At 74.3% G+C, this 24322-nt stretch carries 19 protein-coding genes; 6 read left to right on the plus strand and 13 right to left on the minus strand.

The window, feature by feature from the left end:
• The first annotated feature begins 11 nt into the window (after positions 1–11).
• The 3 genes from ACRB68_RS15800 to ACRB68_RS15810 are packed head-to-tail and all read left to right on the plus strand — an operon-like array spanning position 12 to position 6631.
• Entirely contained in the window at positions 12–4898 is a 4887-nt protein-coding gene (locus ACRB68_RS15800; protein WP_328594254.1) for a DNA repair ATPase, read from the plus strand.
• A gap of 54 nt (positions 4899–4952) precedes the next feature.
• Positions 4953–5960 carry a permease gene (locus ACRB68_RS15805; RefSeq protein WP_328594256.1) on the plus strand — a complete coding sequence of 336 codons (1008 nt, stop codon included), beginning with the start codon at positions 4953–4955 and terminating at the stop codon, positions 5958–5960.
• Entirely contained in the window at positions 5957–6631 is a 675-nt protein-coding gene (locus ACRB68_RS15810) for a TIGR03943 family putative permease subunit (protein ID WP_153533224.1), read from the plus strand. The genes ACRB68_RS15805 and ACRB68_RS15810 overlap by 4 nt, the downstream gene beginning before the upstream one ends.
• Here ACRB68_RS15810 and ACRB68_RS15815 read toward each other — a convergent pair.
• The 7 genes from ACRB68_RS15815 to ACRB68_RS15845 form a co-directional block, all read right to left on the minus strand.
• A complete protein-coding gene (locus tag ACRB68_RS15815; protein WP_153533225.1) occupies positions 6622–7389 on the minus strand; it encodes an SAM-dependent methyltransferase in 768 nt (255 codons plus the stop codon). The genes ACRB68_RS15810 and ACRB68_RS15815 overlap by 10 nt on opposite strands.
• 132 nt (positions 7390–7521) lie before the next feature.
• Positions 7522–8355 carry an alpha/beta hydrolase gene (locus ACRB68_RS15820; protein ID WP_153533226.1) on the minus strand — a complete coding sequence of 278 codons (834 nt, stop codon included), beginning with the start codon at positions 8353–8355 and terminating at the stop codon, positions 7522–7524.
• A complete protein-coding gene (locus ACRB68_RS15825) occupies positions 8356–9873 on the minus strand; it encodes a glycerol-3-phosphate dehydrogenase/oxidase (RefSeq protein WP_153533227.1) in 1518 nt (505 codons plus the stop codon).
• Positions 9874–9877: 4 nt separating this feature from the next.
• Positions 9878–11386: a glycerol kinase GlpK gene (gene glpK, locus ACRB68_RS15830; protein ID WP_153533228.1), complete on the minus strand. Its 1509-nt coding sequence runs from the start codon at positions 11384–11386 to the stop codon at positions 9878–9880.
• A 70-nt stretch (positions 11387–11456) separates the two neighbouring features.
• Positions 11457–12218, minus strand: coding sequence for an IclR family transcriptional regulator (locus ACRB68_RS15835; protein WP_153533229.1), 762 nt, complete (start codon positions 12216–12218; stop codon positions 11457–11459).
• A 63-nt stretch (positions 12219–12281) separates the two neighbouring features.
• Positions 12282–13346 (minus strand): serine hydrolase domain-containing protein, encoded by a 1065-nt coding sequence (locus ACRB68_RS15840; protein ID WP_153533230.1) that lies wholly within the window; start codon positions 13344–13346, stop codon positions 12282–12284.
• Between the two features lie 139 nt (positions 13347–13485).
• The gene (locus ACRB68_RS15845; RefSeq protein WP_153533231.1) at positions 13486–14481 is read right to left on the minus strand and encodes an adenylate/guanylate cyclase domain-containing protein; all 996 of its coding nucleotides are present in this window, start codon (positions 14479–14481) and stop codon (positions 13486–13488) included.
• Positions 14482–14571: 90 nt separating this feature from the next.
• Between ACRB68_RS15845 and ACRB68_RS15850 the strand changes: the two genes are divergently transcribed.
• Positions 14572–15342: a MerR family transcriptional regulator gene (locus ACRB68_RS15850; RefSeq protein WP_153533232.1), complete on the plus strand. Its 771-nt coding sequence runs from the start codon at positions 14572–14574 to the stop codon at positions 15340–15342.
• Positions 15343–15372: 30 nt separating this feature from the next.
• Here ACRB68_RS15850 and ACRB68_RS15855 read toward each other — a convergent pair whose 3' ends face one another.
• From ACRB68_RS15855 to ACRB68_RS15870, 4 genes are all read right to left on the minus strand, one after another.
• Entirely contained in the window at positions 15373–16764 is a 1392-nt protein-coding gene (locus tag ACRB68_RS15855) for an RNA polymerase sigma factor (RefSeq protein ID WP_153533233.1), read from the minus strand.
• Between the two features lie 123 nt (positions 16765–16887).
• Positions 16888–17307, minus strand: a complete 420-nt coding sequence (locus ACRB68_RS15860) for a hypothetical protein (RefSeq protein ID WP_153533234.1) — start codon at positions 17305–17307, stop codon at positions 16888–16890.
• A gap of 3 nt (positions 17308–17310) precedes the next feature.
• Positions 17311–18933, minus strand: a complete 1623-nt coding sequence (locus ACRB68_RS15865) for a fatty acid--CoA ligase (protein WP_328594258.1) — start codon at positions 18931–18933, stop codon at positions 17311–17313.
• 169 nt (positions 18934–19102) lie between these two features.
• Positions 19103–19603, minus strand: a complete 501-nt coding sequence (locus tag ACRB68_RS15870; protein WP_328594259.1) for a SigE family RNA polymerase sigma factor — start codon at positions 19601–19603, stop codon at positions 19103–19105.
• A 294-nt stretch (positions 19604–19897) separates the two neighbouring features.
• On the opposite strand from ACRB68_RS15870, the gene ACRB68_RS15875 reads away from it, so the two are divergent.
• Both ACRB68_RS15875 and ACRB68_RS15880 read left to right on the plus strand, forming a co-directional pair.
• Positions 19898–20827, plus strand: coding sequence for a hypothetical protein (locus ACRB68_RS15875; protein ID WP_328594260.1), 930 nt, complete (start codon positions 19898–19900; stop codon positions 20825–20827).
• Positions 20821–21618 (plus strand): MauE/DoxX family redox-associated membrane protein, encoded by a 798-nt coding sequence (locus ACRB68_RS15880; protein WP_153533237.1) that lies wholly within the window; start codon positions 20821–20823, stop codon positions 21616–21618. The genes ACRB68_RS15875 and ACRB68_RS15880 overlap by 7 nt, the downstream gene beginning before the upstream one ends.
• Before the next feature lie 133 nt (positions 21619–21751).
• Here ACRB68_RS15880 and ACRB68_RS15885 read toward each other — a convergent pair whose 3' ends face one another.
• Together ACRB68_RS15885 and ACRB68_RS15890 are read right to left on the minus strand one after the other, a co-directional pair.
• Positions 21752–22945 (minus strand): ATP-binding protein, encoded by a 1194-nt coding sequence (locus tag ACRB68_RS15885; protein ID WP_328594261.1) that lies wholly within the window; start codon positions 22943–22945, stop codon positions 21752–21754.
• Positions 22946–23240: 295 nt separating this feature from the next.
• Positions 23241–24221 (minus strand): pirin family protein, encoded by a 981-nt coding sequence (locus ACRB68_RS15890; RefSeq protein WP_153533238.1) that lies wholly within the window; start codon positions 24219–24221, stop codon positions 23241–23243.
• Between the last annotated feature and the right edge of the window lie 101 nt (positions 24222–24322).

Consider the following 24322-nt stretch of genomic DNA (forward strand, 5'->3'; position numbering starts at 1 on the left):
AAGGAGAGCCAGTGAGCGAGACCGTGACCCCCGATGCCGAGGCCGGGCTCGACCACGGCACCTACGAAGTGCTGCGCGCCCGGCTCGCCGGGCAGGCCGCCGAGCTGGCCGGGCGCGCCGAGCGGCTGAACGCGCGCCGCCTCGAGGTGTTCGGGGGGACCGAGCTGCGGCTGCTCGGCACCGAGCGGATCCGCACCGAGCAGAACTGCGTGCCGCGCGACGTGGTGTCGGTCGGCGGGCTGATGCTGTTCGGCTACAACGTGTTCCTCGGGCTGAAGCCCGAGACCGAGGTCGGCGACGTCTTCTCGCTGCACCGCTTCACCGGCGGCGACGACGGCTTCGCCTTCGAGACCGCCCGCCTGGACGCGGTGCCCGGCCTGCTCGACGACCCGCGCTTCACCCGCGACTTCACCGAGATGTACCGGTACTACCGGCAGGCGCGGCTGCTCCAGCTGCGGCGGGTCGAGGGCCGCCTCCTCGCGGTGTTCCAGACCGGTCCGCGCCTGGCGGACGTGCGGGTGCTGCGCTGGCGGATCGGCGCCGACGACAGCGTGGCGTACGAGGACAACCGCGGCGAGCGCGACCACGTCTTCCCGCCGGCGCACGACTTCGCGTGGACCGCGACGACCCGCGACGACCACGTCCTCGGCCGGCACCCGCACATCTCCATCGGCGGCGAGGTGTTCGTCGAGACGGTCGGCGGCGACCTCACCGTCAAGATCGAGGACAACACCGAGACCGGCGCGGGCATCTACAGCGAGCCGGTCGACGAGCCGCTGCAGAGCCTCGCCGACGCCGACGTGCGGTACGCCCGCGTCGGCGCGCTCATCCTGCTGCGGATCCGGCCCTACAACGAGGCCGCGTGCCGCTACCTGGTGTTCAACACCCGCACCAAGGACGTGGTGCGGCTCGACGGCATCGAGCAGGCGTGCCGGCGGCTGCCCGACGACCACGGGATCATCTTCCCGGGCGGGTACTACCTGGACACCGGCGTCGCCAAGACCTTCGACGGCGACGTCACCGGCCTGGAGTACGAGCGCGCCGTGCGCTCGCCCAACGGCGAGGACGTGCTGTACGTCTTCCACTCCCGCGAGGACGGCCGCTCGCTGCTGCTGCCCTACAACGTGATCCGCAAGGCCGTCGCCACCCCGGTCACCTGCCACGGCTTCTCGCTGTTCGACGACGGCACGCTGGTGGCGCTGCGGGCGTTCTCCGACGAGGCGGGCCGGGTGCACCCGGTGCAGGTGTGGCGCACCCCGCTGGTGTCGGACGCGCACGCCGCCGCGCAGCCCGCCGGCACCGGCCCGCTGGAGCGGGTGGGCAACGCCGACCTGGTGCGCGGCATCTCCGACTGCCTGTCGATCAACCGGATGACGACGGAGATGTCGCCGTCGACCGAGGTGTTCGAGGCGCTCATCGCGGCCTGCGAGCGGACCGCCGACCGGTTCCACTGGCTCGGCGACGCCGAGCTGGAGGACCTGGCGGCGCCGCTCGCGGAGGTCCGCACCACCGCCGGGCAGGCGCTGGCCGAGTACGAGAACGTCCGCGCCCTCACCGCGCAGGCCGCCGCGGCCGTCGCCGAGGCCGCCGAGCAGGCCGGCGGGCTGGTGCGGCGCGCGCAGGTCGAGACGCCCGGCACCGCCGGCGGGTGGGCCGAGCAGCTCGCCGGGCTGCGCCGCGCGCAGGGCCGGGTGGAGACGCTGCGGGAGCTGCGCTACGCCGACACCGCGCGGATCGACGCGCTGGCGGCGGAGCTGGAGTCCGGGCTGGACACCGCCGGGCAGCGCGCGGTCGGGTTCCTGCAGCGCGCGGACGCCTTCACCGGCTACCACGCCGAGGTCGACGGGCTGGCCACCGAGGCGGGCGCCATCGCGACCGTCGCCGAGGCCGGCCCGCTCACCGAGCGGCTGACCGCGCAGGCCGAGGGGCTGGAGGTCGTCACCGAGGTCGTCGGCGCACTCGACATCGCCGACGCCACGGTCCGCACCGCGATCCTGGAGCGGGTCGGGGAGGTGCTGGCCGGGCTCAACCGGGCCCGCGCCGTCCTGGAGAACCGGCGGCGGGAGCTGCTGGACGCCGAGGGCCGCACCGCGTTCGCCGCCGAGTTCGCGCTGCTCGACCAGGCCATCGCCGGTGCCCTGTCTACAGCCGCCACCCCGGAACGGTGCGACGAGCAACTGGGGCGGCTGCTGCTGCAGCTGGAGACGCTGGAGTCGCGATTCGCCGACTTCGACGATTTTCTCGCCGACCTGGAAAGCAAGCGCACCGACGTCTACGAGGCGTTCTCCACACGCAAGCAGTCGCTGCTGGACGAGCGCGCGCGCCGCGCCGGCCGTCTCGCCGAATCCGCGGACCGCATCCTGGCGGGCGTCCGCCGCCGCGCCGCCGGGCTGGCCTCCCTGGAGGAGGTCAACACCTACTTCACCACCGACGCCATGGTGGCCCGGCTGCGCACGGTGGCGGGCGAGCTGCGCGAGCTCGGCGACCAGGTGCGGGCCGAGGAGCTGGAGGGCCGGGTCAAGGCGGCCCGGCAGGAGGCCGGGCGGGCGCTGCGCGACCGGCTCGACCTGTACGGCGACGACGGCACCACCGTCCGGCTCGGCCGGCACCGCTTCGCGGTCAACACCCAGCCGGTCGAGCTGACGCTCGTCCCGCACGAGGACACGATGGCGTTCGCCGTCACCGCGACCGACTACCGCGACCCCGTCACCGACGAGGGCTTCGCCGCGACCCGGCCGTTCTGGCGGCAGGCGCTGGTCTCCGAGACCGAGGAGGTGTACCGCGCCGAGTACCTCGCCGCCTCCCTCCTGTCCGACGAGGGACCCCGGCTGCAGGAGGCCGCCGCCACCCCCGGCGCGCTGCTCGACCTGGTCCGGGCCGCGGCCGCCGACCGCTACGACGAGGGCTACGAGCGCGGCGTCCACGACCACGACGCCGCCGCGATCCTCACCGCCGCGCTGAACCTGCACGCCAAGGCCGGGCTGCTGCGCTACCCGGTGGACGCGCGGGCCGCCGCCCAGTGGTTCTGGGCATACGGGACCGAGGAGCACGAGCGGACGGGCTGGGCCGTCCGGGCCGCGTCCCTGGCGCGGGCGCGCGCGACGTTCGGCGCCGCCGGGGCCGTCGGCGAGCTGGCGGCCGAGCTGGCCGGCGCCGTCGCCGCGTTCGCCGAGCGCGCCGAACTCGCCGCCGACGCCGCCCTGGCCGCCGAGTACCTGGCCGAGGAGCTGGCCGGCACGCCCGCCGGGTTCGTGACCGGCCCCGGCGCGCGCACCCTGCTGGACGACTTCCGCCGCGCGCTCGGCGCCGGCCTCGCCGACTTCGAGCACGACCTGAAGGCGCTCGGCGACGGCCCCTTCACCGCCCGCCGCCGGCTCGCCGAGGCGTGGCTGCGGTCCTTCGCCGCCTCCCCGGACCTGCCCGAGGCCGCCGCCGTCCTGGTCACCGGGTCCGCCCTGGAGCGCTACGACTCCGCCGCCCCGCTGACCGAGACCGTCGACGGGCTGCTCGGCACCCACCCGCGCCTCACCGGCCGCGCCCTGGAGGTGCGGCTGGACGAGCTGCTCACCCGGACCCGGCGCTTCCGCACCGAGCGCGTCCCGGCCTACCGCGCCTACCAGCGGCGCCGCAACGAGCTCGTCGCCGCCGAGCAGCGCCGGCTCCGGCTGGAGGAGTACCGGCCGCGGGTGATGAGCACCTTCGTCCGCAACCGGCTGGTCGACGAGGCGTACCTGCCGCTGATCGGCGACAACCTCGCCAAGCAGCTCGGCGCGGCCGGCGACGGCAAGCGCACCGACCAGATGGGGATGCTGCTGCTCATCTCGCCGCCCGGCTACGGCAAGACGACCCTGATGGAGTACGTCGCCGAACGGCTCGGGCTGGTGCTGGTGAAGGTCAACGGGCCCGCGCTCGGCCACGCCGTCACCTCGCTGGACCCGGCCGAGGCGCCGAACGCCACCGCCCGCCAGGAGGTGGAGAAGATCTCGTTCGCGCTGGAGATGGGCAACAACGTGCTGCTCTACCTCGACGACATCCAGCACACCTCGCCCGAGCTGCTGCAGAAGTTCATCTCGCTCTGCGACGCCCAGCGCCGCATCGAGGGCGTCTGGGAGGGCGCGACCCGCACCTACGACCTGCGCGGCAAGCGCTTCGCCGTCTGCATGGCCGGCAACCCCTACACCGAGTCCGGGCAGCGGTTCCGCATCCCCGACATGCTCGCCAACCGCGCCGACGTGTGGAACCTCGGCGACGTCCTGTCGGGCAAGGAGGACCTGTTCGCGCTCAGCTACATCGAGAACGCGCTCACCTCCAACGCCGTGCTGGCGCCGCTGTCGACCGGCGACCGCGGCGACGTGGAGCTGCTGGCCCGCCTCGCCGCGGGCGACACCTCGGTGCGGCCCGACCGGCTCACCCGCCCCTACTCCCAGGCCGAGCTGGACCAGATCCTGGCCGTGCTGGGCAAGCTGCTGCGCGTCCGCGAGGTCGTCCTCGCCGTCAACCGCGCCTACATCGACTCGGCCGCCCGGTCCGACGCCTCCCGCACCGAGCCGCCGTTCCGGCTGCAGGGCTCCTACCGCGACATGAACAAGCTCGCCGAGCGCATCGTCCCGGTCATGAACGACGCCGAGCTCGAGGCCGCGATCGACGACCACTACCGCGCGGAGGCACAGACCCTGACCTCGGGCGCGGAGGCGAACATGCTGAAGCTCGCCGAACTCCGCGGCACCCTCACCCCGGAGAAGTCCGCCCGCTGGGCCGAGGTCAAGTCCGCCTACCTGCGCGACCGCGCCCTGGGCGGCGACACCGACGACCCGATGACCCGCGCGGTCGGTGCCCTGGGCCTCCTGGCCGACCGGGCCGCCGCCATCGAGACCGCCATCCGGGAGCGGCAGTTGTAAAAACGAAAACCGTTGTCGGTGGTAGGTTCGTCGCGGCCGGATGAGGGAGGGCCCGTGACGAGACCGGCGGACGTGCTGGACGACTCCACGCTGCCACCGCCCGAATGGGCGCCCCGGCGCGGGTCCGGGGTGCCGTGGGTGTTCGGCGGGCTCCTCGTGGTGCTGGTCGCCGGGCGGCTTTGGGTGGCGCCGCGGCTCGACGCCGCCGCGCTGGACGCCTGGACCACGGTCTTCGTGGCGATCTGCGTGCAGGCGCTGCCGTTCCTGGTGTTCGGCGTGGCCCTGTCGGCGGCGATCACGGCGTTCGTGCCCGCGCGGGTGTGGACACGGGTGCTGCCCGCGCGGCCTGCGGCGGCCGTGCCGGTGGCGGGCGCGCTCGGCGCCGTGCTGCCCGGGTGCGAGTGCGCCTCGGTACCGGTCGCGGGCGGGCTGATGGCGCGCGGGGTCACGCCGGCGGCCGCGCTGACGTTCCTGCTGGCCGCCCCCGCGATCAACCCGGTCGTGCTGGTCGCGACGGCGATCGCGTTCCCCGGGTCGCCGTCGATGGTGGCCGCCCGGTTCGGCGCGTCGCTGCTGGTGGCGGTGCTGGCCGGGTGGACGTGGGCGCTGTTCGGGCGGGGGCTGCGGGTGCCGCCGCGGCCCGAGGCGCACGGCGGCGCGGCGCGCTGGGACGCGTTCCGGCAGGCCATGCGGCACGACCTGATGCACGCGGGCGGCTTCCTGGTGGTCGGCGGGATCGCCGCGGCGACCATCAACGTGGTCGTGCCGGCCGGGTGGGTGGCCGGGGTCGCCGGGGTGCCGGTCGTGTCGGTGCTGACGCTGGCGGTGCTGGCCGTCCTGATGAGCATCTGCTCCGAGGCCGACGCCTTCGTCGCCGCGAGCCTGACCCAGTTCTCGCCGACCGCCAAGCTGGCGTTCCTGGTGGTGGGGCCGATGGTGGACCTGAAGCTGATCGCGCTGCAGGCGGGGTTCTTCGGGCGGCGGTTCGCGCTGCGGTTCGTGCCGCTCACCTTCGTGCTCGCGGTGACGGTCAGCCTGGTCGTGGGCGAGGTGTTCCTGTGAAGCGGGCGGCGCAGGACCTGCTGATGATCCTGCTCGGCGGGACGGCGCTGTGGCTGGTCTTCAGCGGCGAGTACACCGACTACGTCAAGCCCGGGCTGCGGATCCCGCTGGTCGCGGCGGCCGTGGTGCTCGTCCTGCTGGGCGCCGCCGGGCTGCTGCGCGACTCGGGCGAGGGCCACCACCACGCGCCCCGGGTGGCGTGGCTGCTCTGCCTGCCGGTGCTGGCCGTGTTCGTGATCGCGCCGCCCGCGCTCGGCGCGTTCACCGCCGGGCGGGCCGTCGCGCGCCCCGCCCCGCCTCCCGCCGGCGACGCGGGTGCGCTGGACGCCGGCGCGGGGCCGGTCACGTTGACGCTGGGGGAGTTCATCTGGCGGGCCTACGAGGCGCAGACCGGCCAGCCCTCCAACATCGCCAACGTGCCGGTGCGGCTGGTCGGGTTCGTCAGGCCCGCCAAGGACGGCTGGTACCTGACGCGGCTGAAGATGAACTGCTGCGCGGGCGACGCTATCCCGTTCCAGGTGCGGGTCCGGGGGCTCCCCCGGCCGCGGGCCGGTTCGTGGGTCGAGGTCGTCGGCGTCTGGGCGCCCCGCAAGGACGGGCAGGCCGACGCGCAGGACATCGGCGGGCGGGAAGTGCAACCGGTGAAGAAGCCGGAGAACCCCTACGAGTGAAGCCCGACTCCCCCGTACATGAGGGAGCGGGCCGGGTTGGCGGACCGCGCGCGCCATTGGGCGGTGAGGACGACGCCCGGTGGGAGGAGGGTCAGGCCGTCGAAGTAGGCGGTGATCTGGCGGCGGGTGCGGGGGGTGAGGACGGTGCCGCAGCCCTTGCCGTAGCGGGCGGCGGCCGCGGCCGTGCGGGTGGGGAGGACGTCGGCGGTCGCGTGGGTGAGGACCAGCGCGCCGCCCGGCGGGAGGGCGGCACGGAGCTCGGCGACGACGCCCGCCGGGTCGTCGGCGCCCGGCAGGTGGTGCACGACGGCGCCGAGCAGCACCGCGACCGGGCGGTCCCAGTCGAGGGTGGCGGCGGCGAGGCCGAGCAGCTCGGCGGGCTTGCGCAGGTCGGCCTGGAAGGCGGTGACGTCGCTGTCGTCGGCCATGATGGCGCGCGCATGGGTGATCACGATGGGGTCGTGGTCGACGTAGACGGTGCGCGCGCCCGGGGCGTGCCGGGCCGCGATCTGGTGCACGTTGTCGCCGGTCGGCAGGCCGCAGCCGATGTCGAGGAACTGGCGCACGCCGAGGCCGCCGAGGACGGCGACGGCGCGCGCGAGGAAGGCGCGGTTCTCGCGCGCGGCCGTCTCCAGGTGCGGCTGGAGCTCCAGCAGCTCACCGGCGAGCGTGCGGTCGGGCAGGTAGTTGTCCTTGCCGCCGAGCAGGCGGTCGTAGACGCGGGCCTCGCAGGCGTGACGGCTGACCGGTGGCTTCATGACCGACCTCCCAGAAAGAATCTAAGGAGGAAGACCGACCGGAAGTATGGCCGGAAAAGACCGTTTAAACCGGAAATCCTGCATGGGCTGCAACGATGACCATGACTCGGGTTGACTCATGGCCACATGCGGTCAGCGGGTCAGCCAGGCGGCCAGGTCGGCCTCCACCTCGTCCCGGTTGGTCTCGTTGAGGATCTCGTGGCGGGCGCCGGCGTAGGTCCGGTAGGTGACGTCGGTGAGCCCGGCGTCCCGGTAGCGCTGGACGAGCAGGTCCGACAGGGCGAGCCCGCCGTTCAGCGGGTCGCGGTCGCCGACGGCGACGTAGAGCGGCAGGTCCTTGGGGACCGCGGCCGGGTCCACCAGGCGGGCGGTGGCGTTGATCAGGTCGCCCATGCCCTGGTCGTCGAGCTCGAACCCGCACCAGGGGTCGGCGACGTAGGCGTCGACCTGCGCCTCGTCGCGGCTCAGCCAGTCGGCGGGGGTGCGGGCGGGCTGGAACGGGGCGTTGAACGCGGCGAGGACGTCGCCGCCGGCCTCGGCGAGCGCGCCGAACAGGCCGTCCAGCGCGGTGGTGCCGGTCATCGCGACGCCGTCCAGCAGGTCGGCGTGGTCGAGGATGTACTGCTGGGCGGCGAACGAGCCGAGGCTGTGCCCGAGCAGCACGACGGGCAGGCCCGGGTGGCGGTCGCGGACCAGGCGGGTGAGCGCCACCATGTCGGCGACCAGCAGGTTCCAGCCGTCCTCACCCAGGTGGCCGGGCTTGCCCTGCATCGTCCGGCCGTGACCGCGGTGGTCGTCGGCGTAGACGGTGTAGCCGAGCCCGTTGAGCGTCCCGGCCAGGTGGGCGTAGCGGGCGGCGTGCTCGCCCATGCCGTGGGAGAGCTGCACGATCCCGCGCGGCTCGCCCGGCGCGGGCCACTCGTGGACGTGGATCTCCAGGCCGTCGGTGCTGGTGAAGGTGAACATCTAGCGGCTCCTCAGCATCGCCGAGACCCGGGCGTGGATCTCGGGGGTGTCCAGCCCGCGCAGGGTGAGGGTGGTGCGGCGGCGCAGGACGTCATCGGGGGTGGCGGCCCACTCGTGGTCGCGGGCGTAGACGGCCTGCGCCCAGATGTCGGGCCCGCCGGGGTGGATCGGCTCGCCGAGGGCGGGGTCGCGGCGGACCAGGTCGGCCAGGTCGAAGGCGAGCGTGCCGTAGTGGGTGGACAGGTGCGCGGCGACCGCCGGGTCCATCGGCGCGGCGGCGAGGCGGTGCGCGACGGCGGCGGGCGCGGCGAGGCCCGGCAGCGGGACGGTCTTCAGCACGTCGGCGCCGACGCCGAGGCGGTCCAGGACGACCTTGCCGATGTGCCGGTAGGTGGTCCACTTGCCGCCCGCGATCGACAGCATCCCGCCGCGGCCCTCGGTGATGACGGTCTCGCGCTTGGCGGTGGCGACGTCGCCGGGGCCGCCCGGCAGCACCCGCAGCCCGGCGAAGGCGTAGGTGACGTCGGCGGGGTCGAGGCGGTCGGCCTGGACGGCGTGCCCGGCCTCGTCCAGGATCTGCGCGATGTCGGCGCCCGTGGCGCGGACGTCGCCGGGCTCGCCCTCGTACGGCTCGTCGGTGGTGCCGAGCAGGAGGTGGTCCTCCCACGGGATCGCGAACGACACCCGGTACTTGTCGATGGGGATGGTGAGGCCGGCCCGCCACTCGTCGCGGCGCTTGAGGATCAGGTGGGCGCCCTTGGACAGGCGGACGCTGGGGGCGGCGCCAGGGTCCTCCAGCGCGCGCAGCCGGTCCACCCAGGGGCCGGTCGCGTTGAGGACGAGCCGGGCGGAGATCCCGAACTCGGTGCCGTCCAGGGAGTCGCGCAGCTCGGCGCCGACCACGCGGCCCTCCGACATGCGCAGCCCCTGCACCGCGGCGTGGTTCAGCACCACGGCCCCGGCCGCGACGGCCGCCCGCACCGTCATGATGGCCACGCGGCTGTCGTTCATCTGGTGGTCGGTGTAGACGGCCGCCGCGCGCAGGCCCTCGGCGCGCAGCGCGGGCACCTGCTCCAGCGCGTGCGCCTTGCCGATCACCCGGCCGAGGCCGTCGCCGAACGCCGACAGCGCCGAGTACAGCAGGACGCCCGCGCCGAGCTTGGCCGCGCCGTGCGGGCCGTCGCTGTAGACCGGGACGACGAACCGGCGCGGGCTGACCAGGTGCGGCGCGACGTCGGCGGCCAGGCTGCGGCGCTCGCGGTGGTTCTCGGCGACCAGCCGCACGTTGCCGGTCTGCAGGTAGCGCAGCCCGCCGTGGACCAGCTTGGTGGAGGCGCTGGAGGTGGCGCCGGCGAAGTCGCCGCCGTCCACCAGCGCGACCCGCAGGCCCGCCTGCGCGGCCGTCCAGGCCGCCGCGATGCCGACGGCGCCGCCGCCGACCACGAGCAGGTCGAAGGTGCCGCGGGCCAGTTCCGCGCGGGCGCGGGCCCGGCCGTCGTGCACGGTGAGGGTGTCCATGCTTCTACTCCAGGTCGTCGTCTTGGTCGACCCAGCCCTTGGCCAGCTCGACGGCCTTGCCGTACTTGCGCATCATCCGGTCGCGGACCCGCGCGTCCAGGCGCGGCGTCCACTCGGCGGCGCGGCGCCACTCGGCGCGCAGCGCGTCCAGGTCGGGCCACACGCCGGTGACCAGCCCGGCCGCGTGCGCGGCGCCGAGGCAGGTGGTCTCCGACACGAACGGCCGCATGACGGGGGCGTCCAGCATGTCGGCGATGGTCTGCATGAGCAGGTTGTTGGCGGTCATCCCGCCGTCCACCTTGAGGGACTTCAGCGCCACGCCCGAGTCCAGCACCATCGCGTCCACCACCTCGCGGGTCTGGAACGCGGTGGCCTCCAGCACCGCGCGGGCCAGGTGGCCCTTGCCGGCGAAGCCGGTGAGGCCGACCACGACGCCGCGCGCGTCCGGCCGCCAGTGCGGCGCGAACAGGCCGGAGAACGCCGGGACCAGGTACAGGCCGCCGTTGTCGGGCTCCGACAGGGCGAGGGTCTCGATCTCGGCGGCGGTGGAGATCAGGCCGAGCTTGTCGCGCAGCCACTGGGTCAGCGACCCGGTGTTGGCGATCGAGCCCTCCAGCGCGTAGACGGGGGCGTCGGCGCCGAGCCGGTAGCCGACGGTGGTGAGCAGCCCGTGGCGGGAGCGGACCGGCTCGCCGCCGGTGTTCAGCAGCAGGAAGCTGCCGGTGCCGTAGGTGGACTTGGCGTCGCCGGCCGCGAAGCAGGTCTGGCCGAACAGCGCGGCCTGCTGGTCGCCGAGCGCGGCGGCGATCGGCACGCCGTCCAGGACGCCGGTCGCGGTGCCGTACACCTCGGCCGACGAGCGGATCTCCGGCAGCAGCGAGCAGGGGATGCCGAACGCGGCCAGGATCGTCTCGTCCCAGTCCAGCGTGCGCAGGTCCATCAGCATGGTGCGGCTGGCGTTGGTGACGTCGGTGACGTGCACCGCGCCGCCGGTCAGGTTCCAGATGACCCAGGTGTCCATGGTGCCGAACAGCAGCTCGCCGCGCTCGGCCCGCTCGCGCACGCCCGGCACGTGGTCCAGCAGCCAGCGGATCTTGGGGCCGGAGAAGTAGGACGCCAGCGGCAGGCCGGTCGCCGCGGCGAACCGGTCCCGGCCGTGCTCGCGGGCCAGCTCGGCGCACAGGTGCTCGGTGCGGGTGTCCTGCCAGACCAGGGCGTGGTGGACGGGCCGGCCGGTCGCCCGGTCCCACAGCACCGTCGTCTCGCGCTGGTTGGTGATGCCGACGGCGGCGAGGTCGGCGGCGCGCAGCCCGGCCTGGGCGAGGGCGCCCGCGACGACCTGCTGGACCCGCTCCCAGATCTGCCCGGCGTCGTGCTCGACCCAGCCGGGGCGGGGGAAGATCTGCCGGTGTTCCCGCTGCTCGACGGCGCGGATGCGGCTGTCCGCGTCGAAGACGATGCAGCGGGTCGACGTGGTGCCCTGGTCGATCGCCGCGACGAACCGGTCGGTCATGATCCCTCTCCGGAGGCCGGGGCCGGGTGGTCCACGTCACCGTACCGGATTCGACAATGTCGAACAATGCTCAGAAGAGAGCGGCCCCGAGGTCGCGGCTGATCGAGCGGGACGCCTCCCGGACCGCGGCGACCAGCCGGGCCGGGAACTCCCCCCGCTCGGTGAGCCGCTCCACCGCGCCGCCGATGCCGACCGCGCCCATCGGGGTGCCGCGCCGGTCCCGGATCGGCGCGGCGAGGCCGGCGACGCCCTCCACCGCCTCCTCCCGCTCGCCGGCCCAGCCCCGCTCGCGGATCAGCCCGCACTCGCGCTCCAGCGCGGCCCGGTCGGTGAGGGTGCGCCGGGTGAAGGACTTCAGCTCCTCGTCCAGCTCGCCGTGCGCGACCGGGTCGAAGGCCAGCAGCACCTTGCCGAGGGCGGTGGCGTGCAGCGGGCGCATCGCGCCGACCTCCAGCACCTGGCGGCTGTCGTCGGGCCGGAACACGTGGTGGACGACCAGGACGCCGCCCTGATGCAGCACCCCGATCCGCACGCTCTCGCCGGAGACCCGGGCCAGATCGTCGGCCCACATCAGCGAGCGCGCGCGCAGCTCGTGCACGTCCAGGTAGCTGTTGCCGAGCCGCAGCAGCTCCGCGCCCAGCTGGTAGCGGCCGGTCTCGGGGTCCTGCTCGACGAAGCCCTCCTGCTGCAGCGTGCGCAGGATCCCGTGCACCGTCCCCTTCGCCAGGCCCAGCGTCACCGCCACATCCGACAGCGCGAGCTGCCGTTCGCCGCCCGCCAGCAGCCGCAGGATCGCCGCGGCGCGCTCGAGCGACTGGATAGAGCCCGGCATGCACCCCTCCAAACCAAGTATTCGACAATGTCGAATCTATCGCGGCTGGAGGCCGCTGCCCAGCTACTCGCCGCAGAGGGCCTTTTCGGTCAGGGCCGCCAGGTCCTTCTGGAAGCGGGGGTCGGCGTCGACGGCGTTCTCGTTGTAGGTGACGACGGCCTGCCGGCCCGGCCGGGTGTAGGTCCAGGTGCGGTAGCCGGGCCAGCCGCCGTCGTGGCCCCAGGCGTCGCCGCACGAGAGCCGCACCTTGTAGACGCCGAGGCCGTAGTCCTCCGCGCGGCCCTCGTCGACGACCGGGATGGTCGCGGTGAGCTGCCGCTGCTGCGCGCGGGGCAGCAGGCGGCCCGCGAACAGGGCCCGGTGGAAGCGCGCGACGTCGTCCACCGTGGAGATCATCCCGCCGGACGTCCAGCCGCTGGACGGGCTCACCACCGTGCTGACGTCGCCGTACCCGCCCCAGTAGCCGTGCACGTAAGGGCCGGGGAACGCGCTGGTCGCAGGCATGGAGGTGTGGCGCAGGCCGAGCGGCCCGATGAGGCGTCGGTTCAGCTCGGCCGTGTAGGAACGGCCCGTCGCCTTCTCCACGATCATGCCGAGGAGGATGTAGTTGGCGTTGGAGTAGTGCCAGCCGCCGTCGGTGAAGCGCGGCTGCTCCAGCGCGATGCCGACCAGCTCACGGGGCGTCCAGTCGCGCTGCGGCTGCGTCTGGATCCGCTCGTCCAGCGCGTACTCGCCCAGGCCGCTGGTGTGCTGGAGCAGCCGGCGCACCGTGATCCGGCCCGGCACCAGACCCGGCAGCCAGCGGTCGACGGTGTCGTCCAGCGAGAGCCGGTGCTCGGCGACGAGCTGGAGCACCACGGTCGCGGTGAAGGTCTTGCTGACCGACGCGATGCGGAACCGCAGCCGCGCGTCCATGGGCCGGCCCGTCGCCTTGTCCGCGACGCCCGCGGTGACGTGCGAGACATGCCTGCCGCGCCGGGACAGCACGATGACGCCTGGCGCGCCGTCGGCGACCAGCTTGTCCGCGGCCTGCTGCAGCCCGGCCGGACGGGCCTCCGCGCGTGCGGCGGGGGCGAGACCGACGGCGAGCGCGGCAGCGGCGGTGAAGGCCGACAACGTGCGGATCATGAGGGCTCCTCAGGGGGTCGATCGCTTACGTGATCAACCCTGCCGGGAGGCCGCAGCGCTGGTGAGGGGCATGGGCACCGGATGGGGGGTGTACTTAACGACACCTTGGTGCTTTCACCCCCCCGGCGGGAGGGCTTCGTCAGGCTCGTCTGAGGACCCTTGGGCGGACCCGGCCCAGGCCCTGGAGGGAGCGGGGGCGGGTGCTGGTGAGGTCGTAGGCGTCCCGGTCCTTCAGGGCGGTGGCCAGGTCCGGGTCGATCAGGACGGCGCCGGGGTGGGCGGTGGCGGTGAGCCGCGCGGCCATGTTGACCGGGGTGCCGAACACGTCGCCGTGCCGCTGGATGACCTCGCCGTAGGCGAGGCCGACCCGCACCTTGGGGAAGTCGGGGTCGGTGTCGCCGAGCTCGGCGATGGACAGCCCGATCTCGGCGGCGGCGACCGGGTCGGACGCCGCGAACAGGATCTCGTCGCCGAGGGTCTTGACCACCCGGCCGCCGAGGTCGGCGACGACCTCGGTGGCGATGCGCTCGAAGTGCTCCACGAACGCGGCGAGCTCGTCGCCGTCCATCCGGCGGCTCATCCGGGTGAAGGACACCACGTCGGCGAAGCCGGTCGCCAGGCGGGCCACGCCCGCCGACGGGTCGGCGGTGGCGGCGGCGGTGGTCGCGGCGGCGCGCAGGCCCGCCTCGGCGAGCTGGCGGCGCCAGCCGTGCAGCATCAGCCGCTCGAACGCCGGCAGCAGCTCGCCGGTGGCGGTCAGGGCGGCGCCGACGACGTCGGGGGAGACCGGTTCGTCCTCGGGGAGGAGCGTGCTGAGGCGGCGCAGCCACACGTCGCCGAGCCAGCTGGCGAGGCGGCCCATCGTCTGGCCGACCGCGCGCGACAGCTGCAGCACCATCTCCTCGTCGACCAGGGCGCTCTCCTGCAGCGCCCGGATCTCGCGGAGCGCCTGCACGTCACCGTCGGTGAAGGCGACCTCGTCGTCGGGCGGCGCGGGGAAGCCGAGCGCCTGCCAGATGCGGCGGGCGTGCTCCTCGTCCACTCCGGCGAGCCCCTCGACCTCCTTGCGCGTATAGCGGAGCGGGCCGCCGAGCAGCGTCTCCTCGATCTGATGCGACGACCACGGGTCCGACATGAGACATCCTCAAATGTGCCATTGTTTGATGTGACAATCTAACCGAAGTAGGATCCGGGTGGTCAACGACACGAGTCCGGCGGGCGGGGCATGGCCGAGTACCGAATCGACGAGCTGGCCCACGCGGCCGGCACCACCGTGCGCAACATCCGCGCCTACCAGGACCGCGGCCTGCTGCCGCCGCCCCGGCTGGAGGGACGGGTCGGCTACTACGACGACTCGCACCTGGCCCGGCTCCGGCTGATCGGCAAGCTGCTGGCGCGCAACTACAACGCCGCGGTCATCAAGGACCTGCTCGCGGCCTGGGAGACCGGCAAGGACGTCAGCGAGGTCCTCGGCCTGGAGAAGGTGCTCACCGACCCCTGGTCCGACGAGCTGCCCGGGACCGCGACGATCGAGGAGCTGGTCGAGCGGTTCGGCACCGGCCAGGGCGAGGCCGAGGTCGCCCGGATCGTGCAGCGCACCATCGACCTCGGCCTGATCGAGCCCGAGGGCGACCACTTCCGGGTGCCGAGCCCGCGGCTGCTGCACGTCGGCGCCGAGCTCGTCGCGGCCGGCATCCCGCTGGAGTCGGTGCTGGACATCGCCACGCAGATCCGCGACGACTGCGACGTCATCGCCGGCCGGTTCGTCAACCTGGTGCAGGAGCACGTCTTCACCCGGCTGGAGGCCGAGCCCGACCTGTCCGGCGAGCCGCTCGGCGAGATCGCCGAGGTGGTGCGGCGGATGCGGCCGCTGGTGAAGATGGTCGTCGACCCGTTCGTCGCGCGGGCCATGGAGGTCCGGGTGCAGGCGGCGCTCGGCGACCAGCTGGAGGCGATCCGCGACCATCTGGCGACCGCGGTCAGGGCCGACGGCTGACCTCATTCCCCGATCCCATCACGTCCGCGCTCACAATAGCGACACGCCCCACTCCACCGGAACCTGCTTGAGCGCCCCGTCGGCGTCGGCGATGGTGAGCGTCGCGCGGCCGGGCAGGCCGATCAGCGCGCTGCTCAGCCGGACGGTCAGCTCGCCCGAGCCGTCCTCGGTCAGCGCGCCGGTCGCCGGCGTGAGCGTCAGCCGCTCGTCGGACGCGACGGCCTTCCAGCGCACCGGCCCGCCGGCGGCGCGCAGCCGGACCCGCGCGGTCTTGGTCCCGTACATGGTCACCTTCGCCGTCAGCACCTCCAGGCGGCCCGTGCGCGCCGGCCGCATCGACGGCGAAGGCGACGGCGACGTGGCGGGCGTGTGGGGCACCCGGGCCGGCGGCGTGGTCTGCGGCCGGCGCCCGTCCAGCTGCGGCGAGACCGGCGCGCCGCCGGAACGGCCGCCGGGCGGCTGGTCCGCACCGGGGCGGGTGCCGGGGCGGGCGCCGGGCTGCGCCGGGCCCGCCGGCCCCGGCTGCCGCTCGTTGTGCCCCGGCGGCCACAGCAGCAGGGTGGGGGCCGGCTCCAGGCCCATGAGCTGCGCGACGACGAGCGCGGTGACGAGCGCGCCCGCCATCCCGCCCCCGGCGAACAGCCAGCGGCGGGTGATCGGCGAGGGCACGCCGGGCTGGTTCGGCAGGCCGGCCGGCGTCAGCCCCCCGCCGCGCGCCACGATGTCGGCGCGGTAGCCGGCCAGCTCGGGGTCGGTCGCGGTGTGCACGACGCGGTGCCGCAGCGCGGCGGGCAGCACGGCGGCGGGCACGTCGGCCAGCGCCGTCGCCGGCCCGGCGGGCGCGGGCCGCGGCCGGCAGCGCGGGCGGACGGCGAAGGGGCTGCGGGCGGCGAGCACCACGACGGGGGCGGGGACGGTGTCGTCGGACGGCCCGCTCATCCGGCCGCGGGCCCGGTCGGCGCGGGCCGCGGCGCGGCGCGGCGGCACGCCGAGGAGCGCGCCGAGGTCGGCGGGGGACAGGCCGTGCCGGTCGGTCAGCAGCAGCAGCTCCTGGTCGTCGGGGTCCAGCTCGGCGAGCGCGGCCTGGAGCGGTTCCAGCGCGGCCCGCTCCTCCTCGGGGACGTCCCAGTACGGCTCGTGGGCGCGGCCGCGCTGCAGGCAGCGGCGGCGCGCGGCGCCGTACAGCCAGGCGCGCAGGTGCAGGTGGTCGCGCATGCGCGGGGCGCGGCGGCCCGCGTCGACGAACACGTCGTGCACGATGTCGGCGGCGACCCGGGGGTCGGCGGTCATCGTCAGCGCGTAGTCGTACAGCCGCTCGGCGTAGGAGTCGTAGAGGGCGCCGAGCGCCCGGACGCCCTCTTCCCGCAACTCCTGGACCAGCGTGCGGTCGACCGCGGGGTCATAGGGGGACCACCTGGTCATCAACGCTCCCCCGCCAACGGCATGGTGTGCGCCCCCGGCGGGGGCCGTCCGGACAAAGTGTCCATCCTGCATACACCCGTGCGCCCTGTCCACACCACCGGGTCGGCCAAATGACACTGGAGGTCAGCGCCAGAACAGCAGCTTGGCGGTGCCGCCGGCCACGACGCCCGGTCCGTCCCCGAACTGGATGACCTGGATCCGCAGCCGCCGCCCGGCCTCGACCCGGTCGGCCGGCAGCGCGTACAGCAGCGCGGTGTCGCCGCCGGTCGCGGTGAACTCCAGCGGCGGGCCCGCGTCGAACCGGGCGGTGTCGTCGGCGACCACCTCGATCGAGCGGACCTGCCCGCGGGTCCCGGCGGGCAGGCCCCGCACGGTGACCGCGGCGGTGAGGGAGAAGTACGCCGGGCCGTTCAGCACGCTCGGGCCGCCCTGGTCGACGTGCTGGCCGGCGGCGTCGGAGTACTCGTGCCGCCAGTCGAGCGTCACCCACTCGCCGGGCGGCAGCGGCTGCTCCGGCGCGCCGACCGAGACGTAGTCCGGCACGGCTCAGTCCACCCGCTCGACGGACAGCTCGCCCTTGCCGTACTGCTCGCGGATGGTCTTCTTGGAGAACTTGCCGACGCTGGTCTTCGGCACCGCCTCCACGAACGCCCACCGCTCGGGCAGCTGCCAGCGCGCCACGTGCCCGGCCAGGAACTCCTTCAGCTGCGCGGCGGTGACCTTCGCGCCCGCGCGGACCACGACCGAGGCGAGCGGCCGCTCCTGCCAGCGGTCGTCGGGCACGCCGACGACGGCGGCCTCGATCACGTCGGGGTGGCCCATCAGGTGGTTCTCCAGCTCCACCGAGGAGATCCACTCGCCGCCGGACTTGATGACGTCCTTGGCCCGGTCGGTGAGGACCAGGTAGCCGTCCGGGGACAGCGTGCCGACGTCGCCGGTGCGCAGCCAGCCGTCGTGGAAGCGGCCCGGGTCCTCGTCGCGGTGGTAGGAGGCGGTGATCCAGGGCCCGCGGATCTCCACCTCGCCGACGGCGGCGCCGTCGGCCGGCAGCACCGTGTCGTCGTCGCCGGTGAGCCGGGCCTCCAGGCCCGCCATGATCCGGCCCTGGGAGACCCGGTAGGGCAGGGCGTCCTCGCCGGTCACCCCGGCGGGCGGGTGCGCGACGGTGGCCAGCGGCGAGGTCTCGGTCATCCCCCACGCCTGCACGATCCGCACGCCGAGGCCGTCGAAGCCGCGCATCAGCGACTCGGGGACGGCCGACCCGCCGCACGGCACCAGGCGCAGCGACGTCAGGTCCGCGCCGTGCTCGCCGGCGTACCGCAGCACGTCGCCCCAGATCGTCGGCACCGCGCCCGCGACCGTCGGCCGCTCGGTCTCGATCAGCCGCACCAGCGGCCCGGCCTGCAGGAACCGGTCCGGCATGATCAGCGACGCGCCCGCCATCAGCGCCGCGTACGGCAGGCCCCAGGCGTTGGCGTGGAACATCGGCACGACCGGCAGGATGCGGTCCCCGGCGTCCAGGCCGAAGGCGTTGCCGGTGCAGGTCGCCATCGAGTGCAGGTAGGCCGAGCGGTGCGAGTAGACGACGCCCTTGGGGTTGCCGGTGGTGCCGCTGGTGTAGCACATGGCCGCCGCGGAGCGCTCGTCGAGCTCGGGCCAGTCGAACTCCGCGGGCGCGGCGGCCAGCAGCTCCTCGTAGGAGTGCAGCTCCTTGCCGGCGCCGGCCAGCGGGGCGGTGTCGCCGTCGCCGACCACCACGACGTGCCGGACGGTGGAGAACCGCGGCAGCACCGGCGCCAGCAGCGGGATCAGCGAGGCGTCGACGAGGACGACGTGGTCCTCGGCGTGGTCGGCGATGTAGACCAGCTGCTCGGGGAACAGCCGCAGGTTCAGGGTGTGCAGCACCGCGCCCATCGACGGGACCGCCAGGTAGGCCTCCAGGTGCTCGGCGTTGTTCCACATGAACGTGGCGACGCGCTGGTCGCCGTCCACGCCGAGCCCGCGCAGCGCGCCCGCGAGCCGCGCGGCGCGCGCGCCGACCTCGGCGTAACTGCGGCTGCGGGTCCCCTCGCCGGTCCAGGTGCGGACCTCGGCGGACCCGAAGACCGACGCGCCGTGGCGCAGGATCGAGGTGATGGTCAGCGGAAAGTCCTGCATGGTGCTCAGCACGGCGCGCCTCCAGCTCAGCGAAGTCCAGAAACGGATTCTTGCCGCTCGCCACCCCATTTGTCAGTACCCGTCCGAATGCCAGGATCCCACCCGATAAACCCGGACAAGTGCGGCATCGCCGCGTGGACAGGCGGGCGGGTCGGGCCGCACGGGCGGCCCGCGGCGCGGGTCAGGCGAAGTCGTCGACCAGGACGGCGTCGTCGCGGAGGCGGGCCATCGCGCGCGAGACGGTGCTCTTGACGGTGCCGACGCTGACGCCGAGCACCTCGGCGACCTCCGCCTCGGGCATGTCCTCGTAGTAGCGCAGGATCACCGCCAGGCGCTGGCGCTCGGGCAGCCGGCGCAGCGCGCGGCCGAGCGCGTCGTGCATCTCGCTGCGCCGGGTGTGGTCGTCGACCGGCAGCTCGGGCAGCTGGTCGGTCGGGTAGATCTCCAGCTTGCGGCGCCGCCACCAGGAGATCTGGGTGTTGACCATGGCGCGGCGCACGTAGCCGTCGAGGGCGGCGCGGTCGCCGATGCGGTCCCAGGCCAGGTAGGTCTTGGCGAGCGCGGCCTGCAGCAGGTCCTCGGCCTCGGCCCGGTCGCCGGCCAGCCGGACGGCGGCGCGCAGCAGCGCCGGCCCGCGGGCCGAGACGTACTCGCGGAACTGCTCGTGCCGCGTGCTGTTCACGTCACCACCGGGTCAGGGGTTGCGGGACGCTTTCAGGCTGTCATGGCCAGCGTAATTCGGGACCAACGCAAACGACATATTCGGGTCAACCGGTGGAGGATGCTTCTGCGCGGTACATCGTTTCTCTACCGGCTCGACACGGAGCGCCCCGGGCATCTGACTTATTGCGACAAATCCGTCGACAGTCGGGTGTCGTCGAGTGAGTCTTGACTGACCTTCCTTACACCAGTGCCGGAGACCGCCATGCAGCTCCCACGCTCCCGAGGTGCCCGACGCCGCCGTGATCGCGCGGCCGTGCTGGGCCTTTCCCCCGTCCCCCTCGTCACGCCGACCGCCGACCGCCGGCCACCACGGCGGGTCCTGACCGGAACGGTGCTGGACGCCAGTCCGCATCTGCTCGTCCTGCGCACCCCGGCCGGTGAGCGCCGGGTCGCGATGTCGGGGACCACCTCGGTCTGGCACGGGGGGCGCGCCGACCTCGCCGCGCTGCGGCCGGGCCGCTCGGCGATCGCGCGGCTGGCCGCCGACGGCCTGGCCGCCGACCGGGTCTGGGTGGAGGCGGCGCGGGTGACCGGCACCATCCTGGCGCGCGGACGCGACGCGCTGGAGATCGACATGGGCCCGCACAGGGGCCGGGCCCATGTCGATCTCCCGCCCGCCGCGCTCGGGCAGGTGCTGGTGCGCCATCCGAAACTGGAGCCGGGCTACCTCGCCGACGTCATCTGCGTGCGCACGCCGGACGGGCCGCGCGCGGTGCGGCCCGGCACCTCCCAGCCCGGCCACCGCGCCGCGCACCCGCCGGGGCCGGCGCGGGGCGCGGCGATCGCCGATCCGGTGCACGGGACGGCCACCTGGTTCGGGGACGCGGTGGCCACGCCGGGTCTCGGCGCCGCCTACCCGGCCGTCGACGCCGAGGGCGACGCGGGCGGCTGCGCGGACGCCCCGGACGGCTGCGCGGCGCTGCCGCTGCTGTCCCTCGGCAGCGAGATCAGGGTGCTCAACCAGTGCACCGGGCATCTGGGGGCGGTGCCGGTCACCGAGTGCGGCTGCGTCGCGGCCCGCTACTGCGACCGCTGCGTCGAGTGCGGGACGTCCCCGCGCGGCCGGGTCGCCGAGCTGACGCCCGCCGCGTTCGTCGGCCTCGGCGGGGAGCTGGAGACCGGCTGCTTCAACGCCTTCCTGTTCCACGGGGCGGGCGGCGGGCAGGAGGCGCGGCCATGGTGACCGTCCTGCAGAACACCCAGGTCCTGCTGCTGTCGGCGGTGCTGCTGTCGGCGGGGCTGGCCAAGCTGACGATCCGCGAGCGCGCCGCGGCGACGCTGCGGCACGGCCGCCGCACCGGCGTCGGGCTCGGCCTGGCCGAGGGCGCGCTCGGCGCGGCGCTGCTGGTCAGCTCGCACTCGGCGGTCCGGATCGGCACCACGATGGTGTTCGCCTCCGCGACCTGGGTGGTCGGCGAGCTGCGGTCGCGCCGCGCCGACGTCGGGTGCGGCTGTTTCGGCGGGCTCAGCGACAGGCCGGTCGACCGCCGCGGCGTGCTGCGCGCGACGCTGCTCACCGGCGCCGCGCTGGTGTCGATCGGCGCCCCGCACGCCGGGCTGGAGGTGCTGCGGCGGACCCCGGTGCAGGTCGCGGTGCTGCTGGCGGTGGAGCTGGCGCTGTTCGCCGCGCTGTCGCCGGAGCTCGCGGCGCTGCGCGAGCGGCTGGCCGGCGGGCCCGTCCGCCCGTCCTGCGCGCGGCGCCGCAGCACGCTCGGCGAGTCGCTGGCGAGGCTGCGCGCGAGCGACGCCTGGCTGGCGTACGAGAACGCCATCGCCAGCGCGGCGCCGCTCGACGTGTGGCGGGAGGGCTGCTGGCGGTTCCTGCTCTACCCGGCGCGGGTGGAGGGGCGCCCGGCCGGCCTGGTGTTCGCGGTGTCCACCGCCGAACGCGACCGGACGGTGCGGTCCGCGCTGGTCACGGCCGTTCCGGCCGCCGGGGAGGCGCGGGCCATCGCGAAATCTACCGCTCTCTAGCCTCGACGCTAGAGAGCGGTATATCCGGCCAGAGCGCGGCGGTCATGGCTCTTTCTACGCCTCTCTATGGTTCGCCGTAGAGAGGCGTAGATTTTCGCATCGACGGTCGATGCGCCGCTGTGCGCTCCTCGGCTCAGGCGGGCTGGGAGCGCAGGAACGTGCCGAAGTGCGGCACGGTGAAGGCCACCAGGCCGCGCTCGGCGCTGTAGACGAGCCCCTTCTTGATCAGTCCGTCACGGGCGGGCGAGAGGCTGGAGGGCTTGCGGCCGAGCTCCTCGGCGACCGCGGCGGTCGGCACCGGGTCGTCGCCGAGCGCCGCCATCGCCCGCATGTAGTCGCGCTCGGCGGGGGTGGCGCGCTCGTAGCGGCTGCCGAAGAAGCCGACCGCCAGCTCGCTCTCGGCCTCGGGCGCGGCGACCTTGATGTCCTCGGCGGTGATCGGGGTGTCGGGCGCCACGTCCCACACGACCTTGGCGTAGGCCTGGACGAAGTAGGGGTAGCCGTCGGCCGCGGCGTAGAGGGCGTCCAGGGCCTCGGCGGTGAAGGTGACGCCCTCGCGCTCGGCCGGCGCGAGCAGCGCCAGGTCGGCCGACTCCCGGTCGAGCCGGTCGATGCGGGCGTAGCGGAACAGCCGCTCGGAGTAGGACTTGCTGGCCGACAGCACCGCGGGCAGGTGCGGCAGCCCGGCGCCGACGACGATCAGCGGGCCGCCGCTCTGCGACAGCTCGTGGCAGGCGGCGCAGAGGGCCGAGACGTCGTCGGCGGGGATGTCCTGCATCTCGTCGACGAACAGCGCGATGCCGGCGCCGACGTCGGTGGCGACCGAGGCGGCGTCGCTCAGCAGCTCGGTGAGGTCGATCTCCAGGTCGCCCGAGTCGGCGCGGCCGCGCGCGGCGGGCACGTCGATGCCGGGCTGCCAGCGGTGCACCCGCGCCTTGCCCTTGGCGTCCTCTTCGGGGCCGGCCTGCGCGAACGCCTTCAGCACGCCGAGGAACTGCTCGATGCGGTCGGGGGCGCGGTGCCGCGGCGCCAGCTCGCGCACGGCCATGTGCAGCGCGGCGGCGATCGGGCGGCGGATCGACTGGTCCGGCCGGGCCTCGATCTTGCCGGTGCCCCACAGCCGCTGGATGGCCATCGAGCGGAAGGTGTTGAGCAGCACGGTCTTGCCGACGCCGCGCAGCCCGGTGATGATCATGCTGCGCTCGGGACGGCCGCGGGCCACCCGTTCGAGGACGACCTCGAACTGCTTCAGCTCGCGGTCGCGGCCGGCCAGCTCCGGGGGGCGCTGCCCGGCGCCCGGGGCGTAGGGGTTGCGCACGGGGTCCACGGTCTCGGACTCTATGAGGCGATATAGCTGCGGCCGTAGATTTGCATAGAAAGTCCTGCGGCGTGTCGCGTACGGGCTCCGCGCGCGGCAGGGCGCCGCCTCCCGGCCCTGCGCGCCCCCGCGCGCCACCCCGTGCGGGGTGCCCGTCGCCACCATGCCGCCTCCCCAGGCGCACACGTCGAACCTGTGTTCGACTATTCGAACACAGTAGCGCATGCCCCCGCGCCCGTCACCCGGATCCCGTAAAGAACCGGCCATGGCGCGGGCCATGGCCGGTTCGCGGCGAACGTGCAGGTCAGAGCGTTTCGCCGGGGTGCACGTGCGGGACGCGCTCGGCGGGGACGACGCCCATCCGGCCCGCCTGGAAGTCCTCGAACGCCTGCTGGAGCTCGGCGCGGCTGTTCATCACGAACGGCCCGTAGTGCGCCATCGGCTCGCGGATCGGCCGCCCGCCCAGCAGGACCACCTCGAAGTTCTCACTGCGGGAGTCCTGGCTCTCGGCGGCGCGAATGGTGAGCGCGTCGCCGTCGCCGAAGACGACCGACTGCCCCATGCCGAACGGCCGCCGCTCCTCGCCGGCGAAGCCCTGTCCCGCCAGGCCGTAGGCGAGCGCGTTGAAGTCCGCCCGCCAGGGCAGCGTGATCTCGGCGCCGGGGCTCACCGAGGCGTGGATCATCGTGATCGGGGTGTAGGTGGCGCCCGGCCCCTCGTGGCCGTCCAGCTCACCGGCGATGACCCGCAGGAGCGCGCCGCCGTCACCGGTCGTCAGCAGCTTGACGCCGCTGCCGCGGATGTCCTGGTAGCGCGGGTCGGCCATCTTGTCCTTGGCGGGCAGGTTGACCCACAGCTGCAGGCCGTGGAAGAGGCCGCCGGACATGACCAGCTCCTCGGGCGGGGTCTCGATGTGCAGAAGGCCCGAGCCCGCGGTCATCCACTGGGTGTCGCCGTTGGTGATGACGCCGCCGCCGCCGTGGGAGTCCTGGTGCACGAAGGTGCCGTCGATGATGTAGGTCACGGTCTCGAAGCCGCGGTGCGGGTGCCAGGGGGTGCCCTTCGGCTCCCCGGCTCGATAATCCACCTCGCCCATCTGGTCCATCATGATGAACGGGTCCAGGTCGCGGTAGTTGAGGCCGGCGAACGCGCGCCGCACCGGGAAGCCCTCGCCCTCGAAGCCGGCGGGGGCCGTCACCACGCGCAGGGCGCGGCGGGCCCGAGCGGTCACCGAAGCGGTGACCCGGGGAAGGACGAGCGGGTTCGCCACCGTCACGGCAGGCATGGGATCTCCTCACATCGGTGCCGCTCCGCCCTGGGTGGTGGAGCGCGGCACCCGGCACAACCTGATTGAAATTTAAACTATTCCCGGGGGCGGCGGCGGAT

The organism is Actinomadura macrotermitis (assembly GCF_009604375.1).
GTDB classification, from domain to species: Bacteria; Actinomycetota; Actinomycetes; order Streptosporangiales; family Streptosporangiaceae; genus Spirillospora; species Spirillospora macrotermitis.